Source organism: Cupriavidus sp. FW216-B1, assembly GCF_058789195.1.
Genome location: NZ_JBYTEL010000005.1, coordinates 96292 through 113908, shown reverse-complemented (window position 1 = coordinate 113908; position 17617 = coordinate 96292). Strand labels below are relative to the sequence as shown.

The window sequence follows — 17617 nt, the reverse complement described above, 5'->3', positions numbered from 1 at the left end:
TTGCTCCTGGCGCGGCCGGCGCGGGTCGTGCGCGCGCCGCCTACCGCATGCCGGGCGCGTCCGCTTCGCTCATGTCCGCGGGCGCGCCGAAGCGCTTGCGGATGAAGCGGCACGGATTGCCGCCGTAGATGCCTTCCGGCTCCAGCGAGCGGTGCACCACCGACAGCGGCGTGACCACCGCCGAGCGCCCGATGGTGATGCCCTTCTGCACCACGCAGCCGGCGGTGATCCACACGCCGTCCTCGATCACGATGGGCGCGACCTGCAGGTCCATGTTGCCGTCCAGCGCGTGCGAGCCGGCCGTCAGGAAGCTGCCCTGCGAGATGCACACGTTCGAGCCGATGCGCACCGGCGCCTGGTTGTAGATCCACACGTCCATGCCGAACCAGCAACTGTCGCCGACCTCCAGGTTCCACGGCGACTTGACCCGGATCGGGTGCAGCAGCCGGCAGCGGCGCCCGATGCGCGCGCCGAACAGCCGCAGCAGGCCCGCGCGCAGGCCGGAGAACGGGATCAGCTTGTTGCTGATGATGGCGGCCTCGATCACGAACCACATCGCCTCGATCAGCACGCCGCGGCGGCGCACGTAGTTGCCGGGCCCGGCCAGGTCGAGGTCGACCACGCGGCCGGCGGGCGCGGCCCGGGTGCCGTCGCGCGCATTGCGCGTGTCGCGCATGTCGCGCGCATCACGCACATCACGCGCTTCCGGCGTGGCCGCCTCGCGCGGGCCGGCCGCGCGTTCCAGGTAGTCTGCGTATGCTTCGGTCTTCATGTCCGGTCCTTCGCCCCTCGCGCACCGTTCGCGATTTCATTCATTTCGTTCCTGTCGGGAAAATTATCGAACGTGAAACAGCGGGCGAATCGCTATTTGCCGGGAATGGCCTTTCGCAAGGGGCGTTTTGGCGGCTTGGCACTACGGCGCCAGGCCGGCCGCGGCCTAGGCCGCGGCGCGGCGCAGCGTCTGCTTGAATTCGCTGAGCGTGTTGCGCGCGAGCAGGTGCGCGCGCGGCGCGGCGGCGGCGGGCGCCGCCGGCGCCGGCCACGCGGACTGCCCGAGCTGGTCGAGCGCGCGCCCGATCGCGGCGGGGGAGAGATCGTCCAGCACCGGCCCCAGCTCGCGCCCGCGGCAGAACCAGCCGATCAGCCCGTCGGCGGTGGCGATCACGGGCTTGCCGGCGCGGTAGGCCTGCACCAGCACGCCGCTCATGCCGTAGTGGCCCTTGTAGCCGAGCCATACCGCGTCGCAGGCGCAGAACAGGGCGGCCTCGTCCTCGTCGGAGATGAAGCGGTCCAGCATCACCATCGGCGGCGACAGCGCGCGGCTGGCCTCGCGCAGGAACGCGCGCACGTCGGCGTCCTGCTGGCCCGCCACCACCAGCGCGGGCGCGCGCGGATGCGCCGCCAGCGCCGCCACCAGCTCGCGGATGCCCTTGCGCTCGCTGATGGCGCCATACACCAGCAGGTGCCGGCCCGGACCCAGCCCGAGCCGCGCGCGCGCCGCCGCGGGATCGGCCGGCAGCGCCTCGGGGCAGGGGTCGGCGAGGTAGGCGACGGCCTGGGCGCGGCCGCTGGCCGAGGCCACCCACTGCGGCAGCGTCGGGTCGATCGACAGCAGCGTCTTCATGCCGCCGGTGTCGAGCGCGCGCCGGAACAGCCAGGTCTTGACCGCGTTGACCAGCGGCTGGCGCGGCGCCTTCACGCCCACCTTGCTGTGATGGAAGCTCGCGCGCATGGTGATGCCGACCCACGGCACCGCGCCGAACGGCGAGCCCAGCAGCGGCAGCGCGTAGAGGAAGTAATCGACATACGGCACCACCACCAGCGAGGCGGGCCGCTCCGCGCCGGCGATGCGGAACGCGTGGCGGAACATGCGCCAGAAGCGCACATAGGCCACGCGGCCGGCGCCCGCGCCCGCGCCGGCCGGGGCCGGCACGAACAGCAGCGTGGTGTGCGGCTGCTGCCCGGCCAGCAGCCGGCGCGCCAGCGGGTGCTCGCGGTTGGCCGGATCGGTGGCTACCATGCAGTGGTAGCCGGCCTCGCGGTAGGCCTGCATCGCCCACTCGACGTAGCGCCAGCGGTGGCCGGTGAAGTCGTGCTCGATGATCAGTGCGGTCGGGTCGGGCATGGCGGGTCCGGACGCAGCGGGCCCGGCGCGGGCCGCCGTGCAGCGGGTTGCGGAGAATCCTCCGTTTCACATTAGCACCGCGCCTGCCGCGCCAGCCGCCAATCTGCGCCCCGCTGGCGGAAAAGCACTGGCCCGCGCGCGGCGCCGCGGGGTGACGGATTAAAGCTATGCCCTGGCGATTGCCGCCCGCGCGGCTGCGGTAGATTGGGCCGCATGGCTCGCAAACGTTGGCCGCGTCACCGGCATCCCCGGCGCCGGCCGCCGCCGCGCGCCGCCCGAGCGCCTGTCCACGACGTCACCGAGGGGCACAGCAACATGGCCAGATCCCTGCGCGGCGCAGCCGCCTTCCTGCCGCGGTCCGGGCTGCATGCCAGCTCGGCCGCGTGGGTGCTGGGCCAGCAGGTGATGGTGCGCGGGCTGGTGGCGGTCAAGTTCCTGGTGGTCGGCCGTATCCTCGGCCCCTCCGCGGTCGGCATCGCCGCGGTGGCGCTGCTGGCCGTGGCCATCGCCGAGGCGCTCAGCGACACCGGCCTGCCGCAGGCCGTGGTGCAGGGCCAGCAGCCGCCCTCGCCGGACCAGCTCGGCGCGCTGTGGACCGTGCTGACCTGCCGCGGCGCCCTGGTGGCGCTGCTGCTGGCGGCGCTGGCGCCGGTGCTGCAGGCGCAGTTCCATCTCGACGGCGCGCTGCTGCCGCTGCTGATGGCCGCCGCGCTGCCGCTGGTGCGCGGGCTGGCCTCGCCGGCCTATTTTGTGGTCACGCGCGAGCGCGGCTTCCAGCAGATCGCCGGCATCGAGGTGGCCGCCGCCGCCACCGACTGCGTGGTCGGCGTGGCCTGCGCGCTGGCCGGCGCGGGCGCGGGCGCCATCCTGATCGGCCTGCTGGCCGGCGAATCGCTCAAGAGCGCGCTCACGTGGCTGGGCATGAAGCCGCGCCCGCCGCTGCGCCCGCGCTGGACCGGCATCGGCCACTACATGGGCTTCAGCCGCTGGATCTGGGCCGGCAGCGTGGTCAACCTGCTGCTCAACCAGTTCGACAAGGTCATCGTCGGCAAGCTGCTCGGGCCGGCGCAGCTCGGCGTGTACCAGATGTCGTCCAAGTTCGCGCAGATGCTGCTGGCCGATGCCGGCATCGCCATGTCGCAGTACCTGTTCCCCACTTTCGCCGCGCGCTTTCGCAAGCAGGACGGCTCCGACGCCACGCTGCTGCGGCGCTTCGTGCTGCTCGGCGGGCTGGGGCTGGCCGCGGTGGTGGTGGCGCTGCGGCTGGCCGCGGAGCCGCTGTTCCTGCTGGTGCTGGGGCCGGCGTGGCTGGGCGCGGTGCCGCTGTTCCGCATCTTCGCCATCTACATGGCCATCGGCGCGCTGATCGCGGTGCTGGTGGCGTACCTGCGCGCGGTGGGCCTGCCGCGCGCGGCCACCGAGGCCTCGGTGATCCAGATCTGCGTGCTGCTCGCCGCGGTGCCGCCGGCCACGCACTACCGCGGCGCGGCCGGCCTCGCGTGGGCGATGACGCTGGGCCTGTCGTGCGCCGCGGCCTGGATGCTCTACCGCATCCACCGGATACGCGGCGCGCGCACGCACAAGGAGGCATGATGCGGATTCTTCATCTGGTGCTGACCCCGCGCCTGTCGGGCGCGGAGATGCTGGCCAAGGACCTGGCGATCCACCAGCAGTCCCACGGCGACACCGTGTGCGTGTCGGCGCTGATGCCGCAGCAGGACGACTTCGCGCCGCTGCGCGCCCAGCTCGACGCCGCCGGCGTGCGCTGCCTGTTCCCCGCCCGGCCGCACAAGCTGCCCGGGCGGCTGTGGCACCTGCGCGGCGTGCTGCGCGCGTGCCGGCCCGACATCCTGTTCGCCCACGCCACCATCCCGGCGTTCTACGCGCGCGCGCTGCCGTCGCGCGTGCCGGTGGTGTACGTGATGCACTCGGCCGCCAACGACTTCGAGCGCAAGCTGTTCCGCAACGTCGAGCGGCTGCTGTCCACGCGCGCGCGCGCCGTGATCGGCGTGTCGCAGGGGAACCTCCGCGACTACATCGGCGCGGTGGGCGAGCATCCGCTCATGGCGGTCATCCCCAACGGCGTGGACACCGGCCGCTTCTTCATCCGCCCGGCCGTGCCGGCGCGCGCGCCGCTGGTGGTGCAGGTGGGCCGCTACGCGGCCATCAAGAATCAGCTGCAGACCGTGCTGGCGTTCCGCGAGGCGCTGCGCGACGTGCCCGACGCGCGGCTGGAGATGTACGGCGTGATCGAGGACCCGGCCTACTACGCCGAGGTCTGCGCGCAGGTATCCGGTCTTGGCCTGGGCGACAAGGTGTGGGTCAACGGCCCGCAGAACAACGTGCCGGAGCTGCTGGCCTCGGCGACGGTGTTCGCCATGCCGTCGGCGTCGGAGGCGCACAGCATCGCCTTTCTCGAGGCGCTGGCCGCCGGCGTGCCGGTGGTCGCCAGCGCGATTCCCGCCTTCGCCTTCGCGCGCGACTACCCGGGCGTGCAACTGCTCGATACCGGCGACGCCGCCGCCTACGGCGCGGCGCTCACGCGCGCGCTGGCCCAGCCGCGCATGGCGCGCTCGCTCGACGGCCTCACGCTGAACGACACCGCCGGCCAGTACCGCGCGCTGGCGCGCCGGCTGGTGAGCTCGGCCTGAGCGCCGCCGCGGCGGGACATGAAAACAGGAGGAGGCAGAGATGGAACGCAAGCGTGTACTTGTCCTGAGCCCGCACGCCGACGACGCCGAGCTGGGCGTGGGCGGCTACCTCGCGCGCGTGGTCGACGCCGGCGGCGAGGTCATGGTGGTGCTGGCCACGGCCGGCACCAGCCGCTCGCTGAACCTGGGCCGGGTGGTCGGCGAGCGCGAGCGCCTCAACGAGTTCCTGGAGTCGATGAACGTGCTGGGCGTGCAGGCCACCGAGGTCCTGACCACCGGCTTCGACGGCGCGCTCGACACCGTGCCGCGCGCGCAGATGATCCACCGGCTGGACATGCTGCAGAACCGCTTCGAGCCGGACGAGGTGCTGATCCCGCTGGCGTCCTCGCACCAGGACCACCGCTACTGCTGGGAGGTCGGGCTGGCCGCCACGCGGCCGAGCCGCGCCAAGCACGCGCCGGGACTGGTGGCCGCCTACGAGTACCCGGCCACGTGCTGGGGCGGCGGCGGCATCGTCGACGTCGCCGGCGGCACCTTGTACATCGACGTGAGCGCGACCTGGCAGCGCAAGATCGACGCGCTGCGCAGGCATGTCTCGCAGATCCACGAAGGCGCCGGCCACCTCGTCGGCGTGGCCGGCGTCACCGCGCTGGCGCAGTGGCGCGGCGCCGAATCCGGCTTCGCGCTGGCCGAGGTGCTGCACGTCCTGCGCATGCGCTGGGGCGACTGAACGCCTGCCGCGCGGCCGCGATCGCCCGCCCGCCGCCTGGCTTTGCCGGCCAGCCGGGCGGGCCTGCCTCTCACGTTCCCGCCGTTTCTTTCCATGTCGGCGCCCGCCGCGCGGGCGGCGCGCACGGCACCTGCGCGCTGAAAGACGCGGTAACAGTGGAAGAATCACGCGAACTGCGCGCCGCCTCCGGCCATATCGAATGGAGCATATTAATTATTTTTTCCGAATTTTTTTATTTGTAAATAACCAGACAACGCCATGCGCCCGCCTAGTGAAAAATTGTAAGCAAAAGTTAATGGCTTGCCTATATGCCGGCATGCACTTTAATTGGTCACTATGTTCGCTGGCGCGCACTGGTTTTTACGCCATATTTGCTGCTTCGCAGCATGCTGCACTACAGTGCAAGAGCGTTGTCCAAAGCCGCCCCGGAGCCGGGCTGGCACCGTCGAGCAGGCCTAAATCCTGCTGGTGGAGTGGGAGTCGCACGGACTTTTCAGGGATTATTCTGATAGACGGACGCCTTCCGCCAACACTTCGCTACTTTCCGACACCGCCGTATTCCTACGGTTTCGGGATGTCTACGATGCAACGCAACACCAATTAAAAAATTCTCGAAGGAAACGGTCAATTCAATGGGGGGAAAACCATGCCCTATGCGCAGCTCGAACCGGCGACGGTTAGTTGGCTCAGTTCCTCGTTTAGTACTTCCATTAATCGTTCCAAGTGCGCCGCGCGACGCGTCGGTATTCTCCTGTTCGACGGATTTTCACTACTAGGTGCCGGTCTGGTGGCAGAGCTGTTCCAGACTGCCAATGAATGCTCCGCGTCCGGCGCGGGCAAGGAAGCCGCCTACGACGTCCAGCTGCTGTCCGTGGATGGCGGCAGCGTGGCCTGCTCGTCGGCGCTGCGGGTCTGGACCGACGGGCTCGACCCGCGCGAGTTCGCCGGTTTCGACGTGCTGTTCATCGCCGGCGGCGCCGGCGCGCGCAATGCCGCGGCCGACGAGCGGCTGCTGCGCTGGCTGCGCGTGGTGACGCCGCGGACCGCGACGGTGCGCCCGATCGCGGAAGGGCGCGCGGTGCTGGCCGCCGCGGGCATCCTCAAGTCGCAGGGCGGCGAGCACGGCAATGTGGTCTACGGGCTGCACAGCGCCGACGAATCGGGCGAGCAGTACGAGCTGGTGCGCAGCGCGCTCACGCTCATCAAGCGCGATCTCGGCCTGGACGTGGCGCGCGCGGTGGGCAGCCGTGTGATGCCGGCCTGGACCGCGCGCCTGATGCCGCGCCTGGCCGACACCGGCACCACCAGCGTGGGCGACAAGATCCGCGCCGCCGCGCGGTGGCTGCACGAGCACTGCGAGCAGCAGATCTCCGTGTCCGACGCGGCCCAGGTGGCGACCATGAGCGAGCGCAACTTCCTGCGCCGCTTCAAGCTCGAGATGGGCGTGACGCCGTCCGACTACCTGCTGCATGCGCGGCTCGACACCGCCTGCAGCTTCCTCGCCGAGACCGAGCTGCCGGTCGACAAGGTGGCGCGCCGCTGCGGCATGGGCAATGGCGACCGGCTGGCCAAGATCTTCCGCAAGCGCATGTCGATCTCGCCGACCGAGTACCGCCAGCGCAGCAAGGCCGGCATCGCCTGCGCGGGGTGAGCGCCATGCGCGCACCGCGGCAGCTGCACAGGGCGCAGCGCAGGCGGCATCGCCGCGCATGCGCGATGCCGCATCGGACAACGGGCGCCGCGCTGCGCGGCACGCCGGGAGCGCGGCTCCCGATCGAGGAGGGCAGGGAAATGTCGAAGACGCTCGTGGAAGCCGTGGCCGGGACGTTGCCGATGCAGTCGGCGCCATCCATGCAAGCGCCGGCAGCGGCGCCCGCGCAGGCGCAGGACCTGGCCGCGCGCCTGCGCATCACGCCGGTGGTGCTGGCCGGCGGCGCCGGCACGCGGCTGTGGCCGTTGTCGCGGGAGCACTTTCCCAAGCAGCTGATCGACCTGGTCGGCCCGGACTCGCTGCTGCAGGCCACCGTGCGGCGCATGCAGGGCTTCTCCGGCCGGCACCCGGTGGACGCCACCGCCATCATCGTGTGCGGCGACGAGCATCGCTTCGTCACCGCCGAGCAGCTGCAGGCCGGCGGCATGCAGGGCCGGCTGGTGGTGGAGCCGGCGCGCCGCAACACCGCGCCCGCGCTGACGCTGGCCGCCACGCTGGCGCGCGCCGACGGCGCCGACGCGATCCTGGTGGTGATGCCCGCCGATCACGCCATCCCCGACACCGGCGCCTTCCACCGCGCGCTGGCGCTGGCCGCCAGCCACGCGGAGCAGGGCGCCATCGTCACGCTCGGCGTGCCGCCCACGCGGCCCGACACCGGCTACGGCTACATCAAGCTCGGCGAGCCGATGGCCGACGGCGTGCGCCACATGGAGCGCTTCGTCGAAAAGCCGGCGCTGGAGCTGGCCGCGCAGTACGTGGCCAGCGGCAACTACTGGTGGAACAGCGGCATCTTCGTGGTGCGCGCCTCGGTCTGGCTCAAGGCCATCGAATCGCTGCACCCGGCCATCCACGAAATGTGCGTCGCCGCGGCCGCCGAGGGCGAGCAGGACGGCCAGTTCTTCCGGCCGTGCGCGCGGCAGTTCCTGCTGAGCCCCTCGGACTCGATCGACTACGCCGTGATGGAGCGGCTCGACTGCGGCGACGCACCCTGCCGCGGCGTGGTGGTGCCGCTCGAGGCGGGCTGGTCCGACCTCGGCTCGTGGGACGCGGTGTGGGACGCGATGGACAAGGACACCGCCGGCAACGCCGCGCGCGGGCGCGTGGTGTTCGAGGGCGCGCACTCCAGCTACGTGCATTCCGACGGCCGCCTGGTGGCCTGCGTGGGCACCAGCAACATCGTGGTGGTCGAGACCGCCGACGCGGTGCTGGTGGTGGACCGCTCGCACGTGCAGGACGTCAAGGACGTGGTGGCGCGCATGAAGATCCAGCACGCGCCGGAAGCCGACGCCCACCGCAAGGTGCGGCGCCCGTGGGGCTTCTACGACTCCATCGAGCACGGCGACCGCTTCCAGGTCAAGCGCATCGTGGTGCAGCCCGGCGCGCGCCTGTCGCTGCAGCTGCATCACCACCGCGCCGAGCACTGGGTGGTGGTCAGCGGCACCGCGCTGGTGGTGCGCGGCGAGGAGAAGTTCCTGCTCAGCGAAAACCAGTCCACCTTCATCCCGCTGGGCGTGCTCCACCGGCTGGAAAACCCCGGGAAGCTGCCGCTGGAGATCATCGAGGTGCAGTCCGGCGGCTATCTCGGCGAGGACGACATCGTGCGCGTGGACGACACCTACGGGCGCTGCGCCTGACGCGGCGCGCACGGGCGGGGGCGCCGCGGGGAGGCGGCGGAAGAACGGGCGGCAAGACGTGGCGCGGGCGTGGTCCCGAGCCGTGGCGGGAAGGCATCGGGAGAGGGGAAATGCTGAAGATCGAAGGCTTGCTGGCGCGCCTGCTGGACGTCGCGCTGGTGTTCGCGGGCGCCGCCATCGCTTCGCACATCCGCTTCGACGAGATGGCGCAGCGCACCTTCTACGACGTTTTCCTCGCCTTGTCGGTGGCCTTCACGCTGGCGCTGTTCCCGGCCTTCGGCATCTACGAGTCGTGGCGCGGGCGCTCCAAGTTCGGGCTGGCCGGCCACCTCGCGCTGGCGTGGCTGCTGGTGCAGCTGTGCGGCATCATGGTGCTGTTCTCGCTGCACCACGCCGCCACCGTGTCGCGGTTGTGGTTCGTCTACTGGACGGCTGCCACCGGCGCGCTGCTGATCCTCTCGCGCCTGCTCACGCACGGCGTGCTGGGGCAGATGCGCAGCGCCGGCATGAACCTGCACAAGGTCGCGGTGGTGGGCTGCGGCGCGCACTGCAGCGCGGTGATCCGCCGCAGCGCGGCGGCGCCGGCCTCGGGCTTTCGCGTGGTGGCGGCGTTCAACGTGGCGCCGGCGGTGGGCAGCCTCAACGTGAAGGTGCCCACCTTCGAGGACCGCGCCGCGTTCCACCGCTACATCCGCTCGCAGGACATCCATGAAGTGTGGCTGGCGCTGCCGCTGTCGGAGGAGCGCACCATCCTGGAGTTCGTGGCGGAGTTCCGCGAGGAACTGGTCAACGTGCGCTTCATGCCGGACCTGCGCAGCCTGGCGCTGTTCGACAGCGGCACCATCAGCCTGATCGGCATGCCCGCCATCAACCTGGTGGCCTCGCCGCTGTCCGACAGCGCGCTGCGGCAGAAGGACGTGTTCGACCGCCTGTTCGCCGCCGCCGCGCTGGTCGGGCTGTCGCCGCTGCTGCTGGCCATCGCCATCGCGGTCAAGCTCTCGTCGCCGGGGCCGGTGCTGTTCAAGCAGAAGCGCAAGAGCACCGACGGCCGCATCTTCACCATCTACAAGTTCCGCTCGATGCGCGCGCACGTGGAGGCCACGGGCGTGGTCACGCAGGCCACCCGCGACGACCCGCGCATCACGCGCGTGGGCGCCTTCCTGCGCCGCACCAGCCTGGACGAGCTGCCGCAGTTCTTCAACGTGCTGCGCGGCGACATGTCGGTGGTGGGCCCGCGCCCGCACGCCATCGAGCACGACGACCAGTACCAGAAGCTGGTGAGCGGCTATATCCACCGCTACCGCGTCAAGCCCGGCATCACCGGCTGGGCCCAGGTCAACGGCTTTCGCGGCGAGACCGACCGCATCGAGAAGATGGAAGGCCGCATCGCCTGCGACCTGTACTACCTCGGCAACTGGTCGTTCGCGCTGGACATGCGCATCATCGCGGCCACCGTGGCCAAGGGGCTGATCCACCGCAACGCGTACTGACACAGAGGGGACCGGGGACTGCGCTGGCGCAGCCCCCGGCGGGAAGCAATCGCCATCAGGGAGTCGCTTGTTATGGCTGCCAAGTTCGATACCCAGTACACCGACGTCTCCAGCGCCACGGAGCTTCGCCTGTCCGACTACCTCGTCACGCTGCTGGAGAACTGGCGCATGATCGCGGCGGTCACGCTGGTCGCGCTGCTGGCGGGCACCGCCTTCGCGCTGCTGCAAAGCCCGGTCTACCGCGCCGACGCGCTGATCCAGGTCGAGGACAGCAAGGGCAACCCCAACAACCAGAACCAGAATTCGCTGCAGACGCTGTCGTCGATCTTCGACTCCAAGTCCACCGCGGCGGCCGAGACCGAGCTGCTGCGCTCGCGGCTGGTGGTGGAAGAGGCGGTGCGCAAGCTGCATCTGGACATCGCCGCCGGGCCGCGCTACTTCCCGGTGGTCGGGCGCTGGCTGGCGTCGCTCAACGACGGCATGGCGGCGCCCACCACGCTGCTGGGCCTGTCCGACTACGCCTGGGGCGCCGAGTCGATCACGGTGTCGTCGTTCGAGACGCCGCAGAAGTTCTACGGCAAGCGCTTCGTGCTGGTGTCCGACGGCGAGCGCAGCTTCACCGTGCGCGACCCCGAGGGCAAGGCCGTGCTGCAGGGGCGCGTGGGCGAGGAAGCCAGCGCCGCCACGCCGCTGGGCCCGGTCAGCGTGCGCGTGGACGAGCTGGCCGGGCGCAAGGGCTCGCAGTTCGAGCTGGTGCGCTATTCCACCGTGGGCACCGTGGAGCGCGTGCAGCGCGCGCTTTCGGTGGGCGAGCTGGCGCTGCAGTCCGGCATCATCCGCGCCAGCATCGAAGGGCCCAGCGCCAAGCTCACCGCCGACATCATCAACACCATCGCGCGCCAGTTCGTGCAGCAGGACATCGGCCGCCGCTCGGCCGAGGCCGAGCACACGCTGGCCTTCCTCGACCAGCAGTTGCCGGCGCTGCGCAAGCAGGTGGACCAGGCCGAGGAGCGCTACAACGCCTTCCGCAACCGCCAGGGCACCGTCAACCTGGGCGAGGAAAGCCGGCTGCTGCTGCAGCAGATCGTCGACAACAAGGCCTCGCTCGACAAGCTGACCACGCGCCTGGCCGAGGTGCGCACGCTCTATACCGACGAGAACCCGGCGGTGAGCGCGATCACCGCGCAGATCGCCACGCTGACCGCGCAGCAGGGCGCGCTCAAGCGCCGCGTCTCGGTGCTGCCCGACACCGAGCAGACCGCGGTGCGGCTCGAGCGCGACGTGCGCGTCAACACCGAGCTGTACACCAACCTGCTCAACAACGCCCAGCAACTGCGCGTGATCAAGGCCGGGCAGGTGGGCAACGTGCGCGTGGTGGACTTCGCCGAGCCGGCCGACGAGCCGGTGCGCCCGCAGCGCGCCGTGCTGGTGCTCATCAGCGGCGGCGTGGGGCTGGTGCTGGGCGCGCTGCTGGCGCTCCTGCGCAAGGGGCTGTGGGGCGGCGTGGAGAACCCGCAGGAGCTCGAGCGGATGCTGGGCGTGCCGGTGTGCGCGGTGGTGCCGCGCAGCCGCACCCAGTTGCGCCTGCAGCGCGAGCTGCGCCTGGGCCGCAGCCGCCAGAGCGTGCTGGCCGCGCGCGCGCCGGACGACATCGCGGTGGAAGGCGTGCGCAGCCTGCGCACCAGCCTGCAGGGCGCGCTGGCCAGCGCCAGGAACAACGTGGTGATGCTCACCGGCGCCAGCCAGGACGCGGGCAAGTCGTTCATGTCGGTCAACCTGGCCGCGCTGGTGGCCACCGGACGCAAGCGCGTGCTGCTGATCGACGGCGACATGCGCCGCGGCGAGGTCCACTCGCATTTCGGCCTGCCGCAGGTGCCGGGCCTGTCGGACGCGCTGATGGGCACCGACATCGAATCGGCGGTCACGCATGACGTGCTGCCGGGGCTGGACGTGCTGCCGCGCGGCACGCTGCCGGGCGACCCGGCCGAGCTGCTGATGGGCGACCGCCTGGACTCCCTGCTCGACTGCTTCAAGCAGCGCTACGACATGGTCATCATCGACACGCCGCCCGTGCTCGCCGTGACCGACGCCGCGCTGCTGGGCCGGCACGCCGGCACCACGCTGCTGGTGGTGCGGCACGGCCGCCATTCCGCCAACGAGGTGGCCGAGACCGCGCGGCGCCTGAACAACGGCAGCGTGCTGCTGCAGGGCGTGCTGCTGACCGACGTGCCCAAGCCGCCGCTGCAGCTGCGCTCGAGCTACGGCGGCTACTACGGCTACCAGGGCGGCGCGCGCTAGCCGGCCGCCTCTCCCTCGCACCCGCCCCACCAACACCAACGCACGGCAGGAGAAACGCAATGTCGCACAAGGTTGCTCTGATCACAGGCATCACCGGACAGGATGGCTCCTATCTCGCGGAGCTGCTGCTGGAAAAGGGATACGAGGTGCACGGCGTGAAGCGCCGCACGTCGCTGTTCAACACCGACCGCATCGACCATCTCTACCGCGAGCCGCACGACCCCGACCGGCGCCTGTTCCTGCATCACGGCGACCTGACCGACGCGGCCAGCATGCTGCGCGTGATCCAGCAGGTGCTGCCCGACGAGATCTACAACCTGGCGGCGCAGAGCCACGTGGCGGTGTCGTTCGAGGAACCCGAGTACACCGCCAACGCCGACGGCCTCGGCACGCTGCGCCTGCTCGAGGCCATCCGCATCCTCGGGCTGGAGAAGAAGACGCGCTTCTACCAGGCCTCCACCTCCGAGCTGTACGGCCTGGTGCAGGAGATTCCGCAGAAGGAGACCACGCCGTTCTATCCGCGCAGCCCCTACGCGGTGGCCAAGCTCTACGCCTACTGGATCACGGTCAACTACCGCGAGGCCTACGGCATGTACGCCTGCAACGGCATCCTGTTCAACCACGAAAGCCCGGTGCGCGGCGAGACCTTCGTCACGCGCAAGATCACGCGCGCGATCTCGCGCATCGCCGTCGGGCTGCAGGACGAGTTCTACCTGGGCAACCTGTCGGCGCTGCGCGACTGGGGCCACGCGCGCGACTACGTCGAGATGCAGTGGCTGATGCTGCAGCAGGAAAAGCCCGAGGACTTCGTCATCGCCACCGGCGTGCAGTACAGCGTGCGCGAGTTCGTGCAGTGCGCCGCGGCCGAGCTCGGCGTGACGGTGCGTTTCGAAGGCACGGGCGTGGACGAGGTGGGCGTGGTCGAGCGCGTGCAGGGCAAGGAGACCCGCCTGTCGCCGGGCAAGGTGATCGTGCGCGTGGATCCCAAGTACTTCCGCCCGACCGAGGTGGAGACGCTGCTCGGCGATCCGTCCAAGGCCCACGACAAGCTCGGCTGGTCGCCCGCCACGCCGTTCTCCAGGCTGGTCAAGGAGATGGTGCGGGCCGACTTCCAGATCGCCCGGCGCGACGCGCTGGTGACGCTGGCCGGCTTCCAGGCGCTGGAACACCACGAGTAGGGCCGATCCGCAAGCGAAACGACCATCGAGCATCGAGAGCCATGAAAAAAGACGCCGTCATCTATATCGCCGGGCACAACGGCATGGTGGGCTCCGCGCTGCTGCGCCGGCTGCGCGCCGCGGGATACCGCAACCTCGTCACGCGCAGCCGCGCCGAGCTGGACCTGACCGACCAGGGCGCGGTGCACCGCTTCTTCGCCGACGAGGGCATCGACGTGGTGCTGCTGGCCGCGGCGCGCGTCGGCGGCATCCTCGCCAACGCGCTGCGGCCGGTCAACTTCCTCTACGAGAACCTGGCGATCGAGACCAACGTGATCCACGCCGCCTACCAGGCCGGCGTGGGCCGGCTGGTGTTCTTCGGCTCGTCGTGCATCTATCCGCGCGACTGCCCGCAGCCGATCCGCGAGGAATACCTGCTGAGCGGGCCGCTGGAGCGCACCAACGAGGCCTACGCCATCGCCAAGATCGCCGGGCTGAAGCTGTGCGAGGCCTACAACCGGCAGTACGGCACGCGCTACGTCTCGCTGATGCCGACCAACCTGTACGGCCCCAACGACAACTACGACCTGGCCACCAGCCACGTGCTGCCGGCGCTGGTCAGCAAGGCCTACACCGCGGTCAAGGAGGGCGCGCCGAGCCTGCAGGTCTGGGGCACCGGCACGCCGCGGCGCGAATTCCTCCACGTCGACGACCTCGCCGCGGCGACGCTGTTCGTGCTCGAGCGCGGCGTGGCCGAAGGCGTGTTCAACGTGGGCACCGGCGCCGACCTGCCGATCCGCGAGCTGGCCGAGCGCATCTGCCGCGTGGCGGGTTTTCGCGGCGGCCTGGTGTTCGACGCCGCGAAGCCGGACGGCACGCCGAGCAAGCGGCTCGACGTGTCGCGCCTCGCGCAGCTTGGCTGGCAGCCCGCGATCGGCCTCGACCAAGGCCTCGAAGCCGTCTACCGGGAGTACGCGGCGCGCAGGGATGGCGTGATGCCCGGGGGTGCGCCGGCCGAGGCCGGCGCACAGGCAAGCGCCGTCATCGAGTGACGAGATAAAGGAGCGAATCATGGCAGCTTCAGTGACCATATTCCACAACGTCGTCTGGTCGCGCCACAAGGGCGCCGTGCTGTCGGCGCTGTACAGCCAGTCGGCGGCCAGCCCGATCCGCTACACGATGGTGCAGATCGCGGAGACCGAGTACTACCGCGTGGGCTTCTCCGACGTCGACTACTCGTTCCACAAGTACCCGATGCACCAGCTCTACGCCGGCTGCTACGAGGACGTGCCGCGCTGGAAGATGACCGCGCGCCTGACCTGGGAGGTGATCAAGGCCAGGAGCGAGCTGGTGGTGCTGCCCGGCTACCACCGGCCCGAATACTGGGCCATGCTGCTGGCCTGCATCGTCACCGGCAAGCGGCGCGCGGTGTTCTGCGACTCCACCGGGCACGACCGGCCGCGGCGCATGGTGACGTCGATTCCCAAGCGGCTGTTCTTCTCGCTGTGCCACGGCTATTTCGGCTTCGGCGAGCGCAGCCGCGAATACCTGATGTCGCTCGGCGCGCGGCCCGAGCGCATCTTCACGCCATGCCAGGCGGCCGCCATGCCGGCCACGTACCAGCCCGAGCAGGTGGTGCGCCAGCGGCTGAGCCACCGCGCCGACGGCAAGCCGGTGTTCCTCTACGTGGGCCGGCTGTCCGAGGAAAAGGGGCTCGATACCCTGCTGGTCGCCTTCGCCGGGCTGCGCGGGCAGCTGCCCGCGGCGACGCTGCGCATGGTCGGCACCGGCCCGCTGGCCGGCACGCTGCGCCAGATGGCGGCCAGCCTCGGCATCGAGGACGCGGTGGAGCTGGTCGGCAGCAAGCAGGACGAGGAGCTGTCGCAGGAGTACTACCGCGCGCTGTGCATGGTGCTGCCGAGCTACAGCGAGCCGTGGGGCCTGGTGGTCAACGAGGCGCTCAGCCACGGCTGTCCGACGGTGGCCAGCGACATCTGCGGCTGCGTGCCCGAGCTGGTGCTGGAAGGCGAGACCGGCTTCGCGGTGCCGGTGCGCGACGCCGCCGCGCTGCAGGCCGGCATGGCGCGCGCGGTGGCGGCCTTCGCCGATACCCAGGCCACCGCCGAGCGCTGCCTGGCCGTGATCCGGCGCTTCGATCCCGCCAGCGCGGCATCGAACATCGCGCGCGGCTGCGCGGCGATGCTCAGCGAGCCGGACCTGCGCCAGCACGCCGGCGGCGTGCAGACCTGAAGCGCCGGCGGCATCCCGGCCCCAGGGCCACGCGCGCAAATTCGATGGAGCGACCCGTGAGAATCCTCGTCTGCGGACAGAACTACGCACCGGAGCTGACCGGAACCGGCAAGTACACGGCCGAGATGGCCGAGGCGCTGGCGGCCGCCGGCCACGAGGTCCGCGTGGTCTGCGCGCCGCCCTACTACCCGGACTGGCGCGTCGGCGAAGGCTATTCGGCCACGCGCTACAGCCGCGAGTGGCGCGGCGGGGTGCGGGTCTACCGCGCCCCGCTGTGGGTGCCGCGCCGGCCCACCGGCGCCACGCGCCTGCTGCACCTGGCCAGCTTCGCGCTGGGCGCGCTGCCCGCGCTGGCGGCGCAGGCCGCGTGGCGCCCGCACGCCGTCATCGCGGTGGCGCCCAGCCTGATGAGCGTGCCGGCGGCGCTGGCGCTGGCGCGCCTGGCCGGCGCCAGGAGCTGGCTGCACGTGCAGGACTACGAGGTCGACGCCGCCTTCGGACTGGGCCTGCTGCGGCGCCCGTGGCTGCGGCGCGCGGCGCTGGCAGTGGAGCGCTTCCTGATGCGCCGCTTCGACGTGGTGTCCACCATCTCGGAAAAGATGGCCGAGCACGCCGCGCGCAAGGGCGTGAGCGCCGCGCGCGTGTTCCGCCTGCCGAACTGGGTCGACACCGCGGCGATCTTTCCGCTCGGGCGGCCCAGCGCCTATCGCGGGGAGCTCGGCATCGCGCCCGGGCAGATCGTGGTGCTGTACGCCGGCAACATGGGCGAGAAGCAGGGCCTGGAAGTGCTGGTGTGCGCGGTGGCGGCGCTGGCCGGCCATGCCGGCATCACCTTCGTGTTCTGCGGCACCGGCCCGGCGCGCCCCATGCTCGAGACCTACTGCGCGGGCCTGGAGAACTGCCGCTTCCTGCCGCTGCAGCCGGCCGACCGCCTCAACGAGCTGCTCAACCTCGCGGATATCCACGTGCTGCCGCAGCGCGGCGACGCGGCCGACCTCGTGATGCCGTCCAAGCTCACCGGCATGCTGGCCAGCGGCCGACCGACCGTGGCGATGGCCAATGCCGGCACCGAGCTGTTCGCCGCGGTGGCGGGGCGCGGCGTGGCGGTGCCGCCCGACGACATCGATGCGCTCGCCACCGCCATCAAGACGCTGGCCGCGGACGCCGCGCGCCGCGCCGGGCTGGGCGCGGCGGCGCGCGCCTATGCCGAGGCCACGCTGTCCTCCGGCGCCGTGCTCGCGCGCCTCGACGCGCGGCTGCGCGCGCTGTGCGGCGAGGGCCCGGAGCAGCCGCAGGCGGCGGACGCGCGCGGCGCGGAAGACCTGGCGGCGCACGCGCTGCGGCCGGGCAAGACGGAGTAGCGCCGCAACACACGTAGGGAACGGGCAAAGGACAAGGGGAGAGCGGAGGAACAGGCAAGCCGGGCTGGACGGGTACAAGAACAGTTGGGGGAAAAGCAAGATGTCCGCTACACAACAGGCAGCGCTGCCCGCGGGCAGCGGCATGGCCGCGCCATGCGCGGGCCGGCCGGCGCCCCGGCGCCCGCCCCCCCCCCCGGCCCCCCCCCGCGG

General features: G+C 71.1%; 13 protein-coding genes. 11 read left to right on the top strand and 2 right to left on the bottom strand.

Translation table 11 applies throughout. From position 1 onward, the window contains the following. Window positions 1-40: 40 nt before the first annotated feature. Both AC3WXD_RS13630 and AC3WXD_RS13625 read right to left on the bottom strand, forming a co-directional pair. Entirely contained in the window at window positions 41-676 is a 636-nt protein-coding gene (locus AC3WXD_RS13630) for a DapH/DapD/GlmU-related protein (protein ID WP_492324016.1), read from the bottom strand. Between the two features lie 261 nt (window positions 677-937). Then, entirely contained in the window at window positions 938-2125 is a 1188-nt protein-coding gene (locus tag AC3WXD_RS13625; protein WP_492323936.1) for a glycosyltransferase, read from the bottom strand. 315 nt (window positions 2126-2440) lie between these two features. Here AC3WXD_RS13625 and AC3WXD_RS13620 point away from each other — a divergent pair, with 315 nt between their 5' ends. The 11 genes from AC3WXD_RS13620 (at window position 2441) to AC3WXD_RS13570 (ending at window position 17407) form a co-directional block, all read left to right on the top strand. Then, window positions 2441-3718, top strand: a complete 1278-nt coding sequence (locus AC3WXD_RS13620; RefSeq protein WP_059413862.1) for an oligosaccharide flippase family protein — start codon at window positions 2441-2443, stop codon at window positions 3716-3718. Next, entirely contained in the window at window positions 3718-4776 is a 1059-nt protein-coding gene (locus AC3WXD_RS13615; RefSeq protein WP_454733995.1) for a glycosyltransferase family 4 protein, read from the top strand. Before AC3WXD_RS13620 ends, AC3WXD_RS13615 begins: the two co-directional genes overlap by 1 nt. A 40-nt stretch (window positions 4777-4816) precedes the next feature. Next, a complete protein-coding gene (locus AC3WXD_RS13610; protein WP_020206126.1) occupies window positions 4817-5506 on the top strand; it encodes a PIG-L deacetylase family protein in 690 nt (229 codons plus the stop codon). A gap of 646 nt (window positions 5507-6152) precedes the next feature. Next, complete coding sequence (locus AC3WXD_RS13605) at window positions 6153-7157, top strand: GlxA family transcriptional regulator (RefSeq protein ID WP_029044265.1); 1005 nt, start codon at window positions 6153-6155, stop codon at window positions 7155-7157. A 200-nt stretch (window positions 7158-7357) separates the two neighbouring features. Continuing rightward, window positions 7358-8851 (top strand): mannose-1-phosphate guanylyltransferase/mannose-6-phosphate isomerase, encoded by a 1494-nt coding sequence (locus AC3WXD_RS13600; RefSeq protein ID WP_492324015.1) that lies wholly within the window; start codon window positions 7358-7360, stop codon window positions 8849-8851. A gap of 110 nt (window positions 8852-8961) precedes the next feature. Next, window positions 8962-10341, top strand: a complete 1380-nt coding sequence (locus AC3WXD_RS13595) for an undecaprenyl-phosphate glucose phosphotransferase (protein ID WP_492323935.1) — start codon at window positions 8962-8964, stop codon at window positions 10339-10341. Between the two features lie 72 nt (window positions 10342-10413). Next, entirely contained in the window at window positions 10414-12639 is a 2226-nt protein-coding gene (locus tag AC3WXD_RS13590; RefSeq protein WP_492323934.1) for a polysaccharide biosynthesis tyrosine autokinase, read from the top strand. Between the two features lie 59 nt (window positions 12640-12698). Further along, on the top strand, window positions 12699-13817 hold the full coding sequence (gene gmd / locus AC3WXD_RS13585; protein WP_059413854.1) for a GDP-mannose 4,6-dehydratase: 1119 nt from the start codon (window positions 12699-12701) through the stop codon (window positions 13815-13817). A 41-nt stretch (window positions 13818-13858) separates the two neighbouring features. Continuing rightward, window positions 13859-14848: a GDP-L-fucose synthase family protein gene (locus AC3WXD_RS13580; RefSeq protein ID WP_059413852.1), complete on the top strand. Its 990-nt coding sequence runs from the start codon at window positions 13859-13861 to the stop codon at window positions 14846-14848. A gap of 19 nt (window positions 14849-14867) precedes the next feature. Then, window positions 14868-16046 (top strand): glycosyltransferase family 4 protein, encoded by a 1179-nt coding sequence (locus tag AC3WXD_RS13575; RefSeq protein WP_454732770.1) that lies wholly within the window; start codon window positions 14868-14870, stop codon window positions 16044-16046. A 56-nt stretch (window positions 16047-16102) separates the two neighbouring features. Further along, window positions 16103-17407, top strand: coding sequence for a glycosyltransferase WbuB (locus tag AC3WXD_RS13570; RefSeq protein ID WP_454732771.1), 1305 nt, complete (start codon window positions 16103-16105; stop codon window positions 17405-17407). The last annotated feature ends 210 nt before the right edge of the window (window positions 17408-17617 follow it).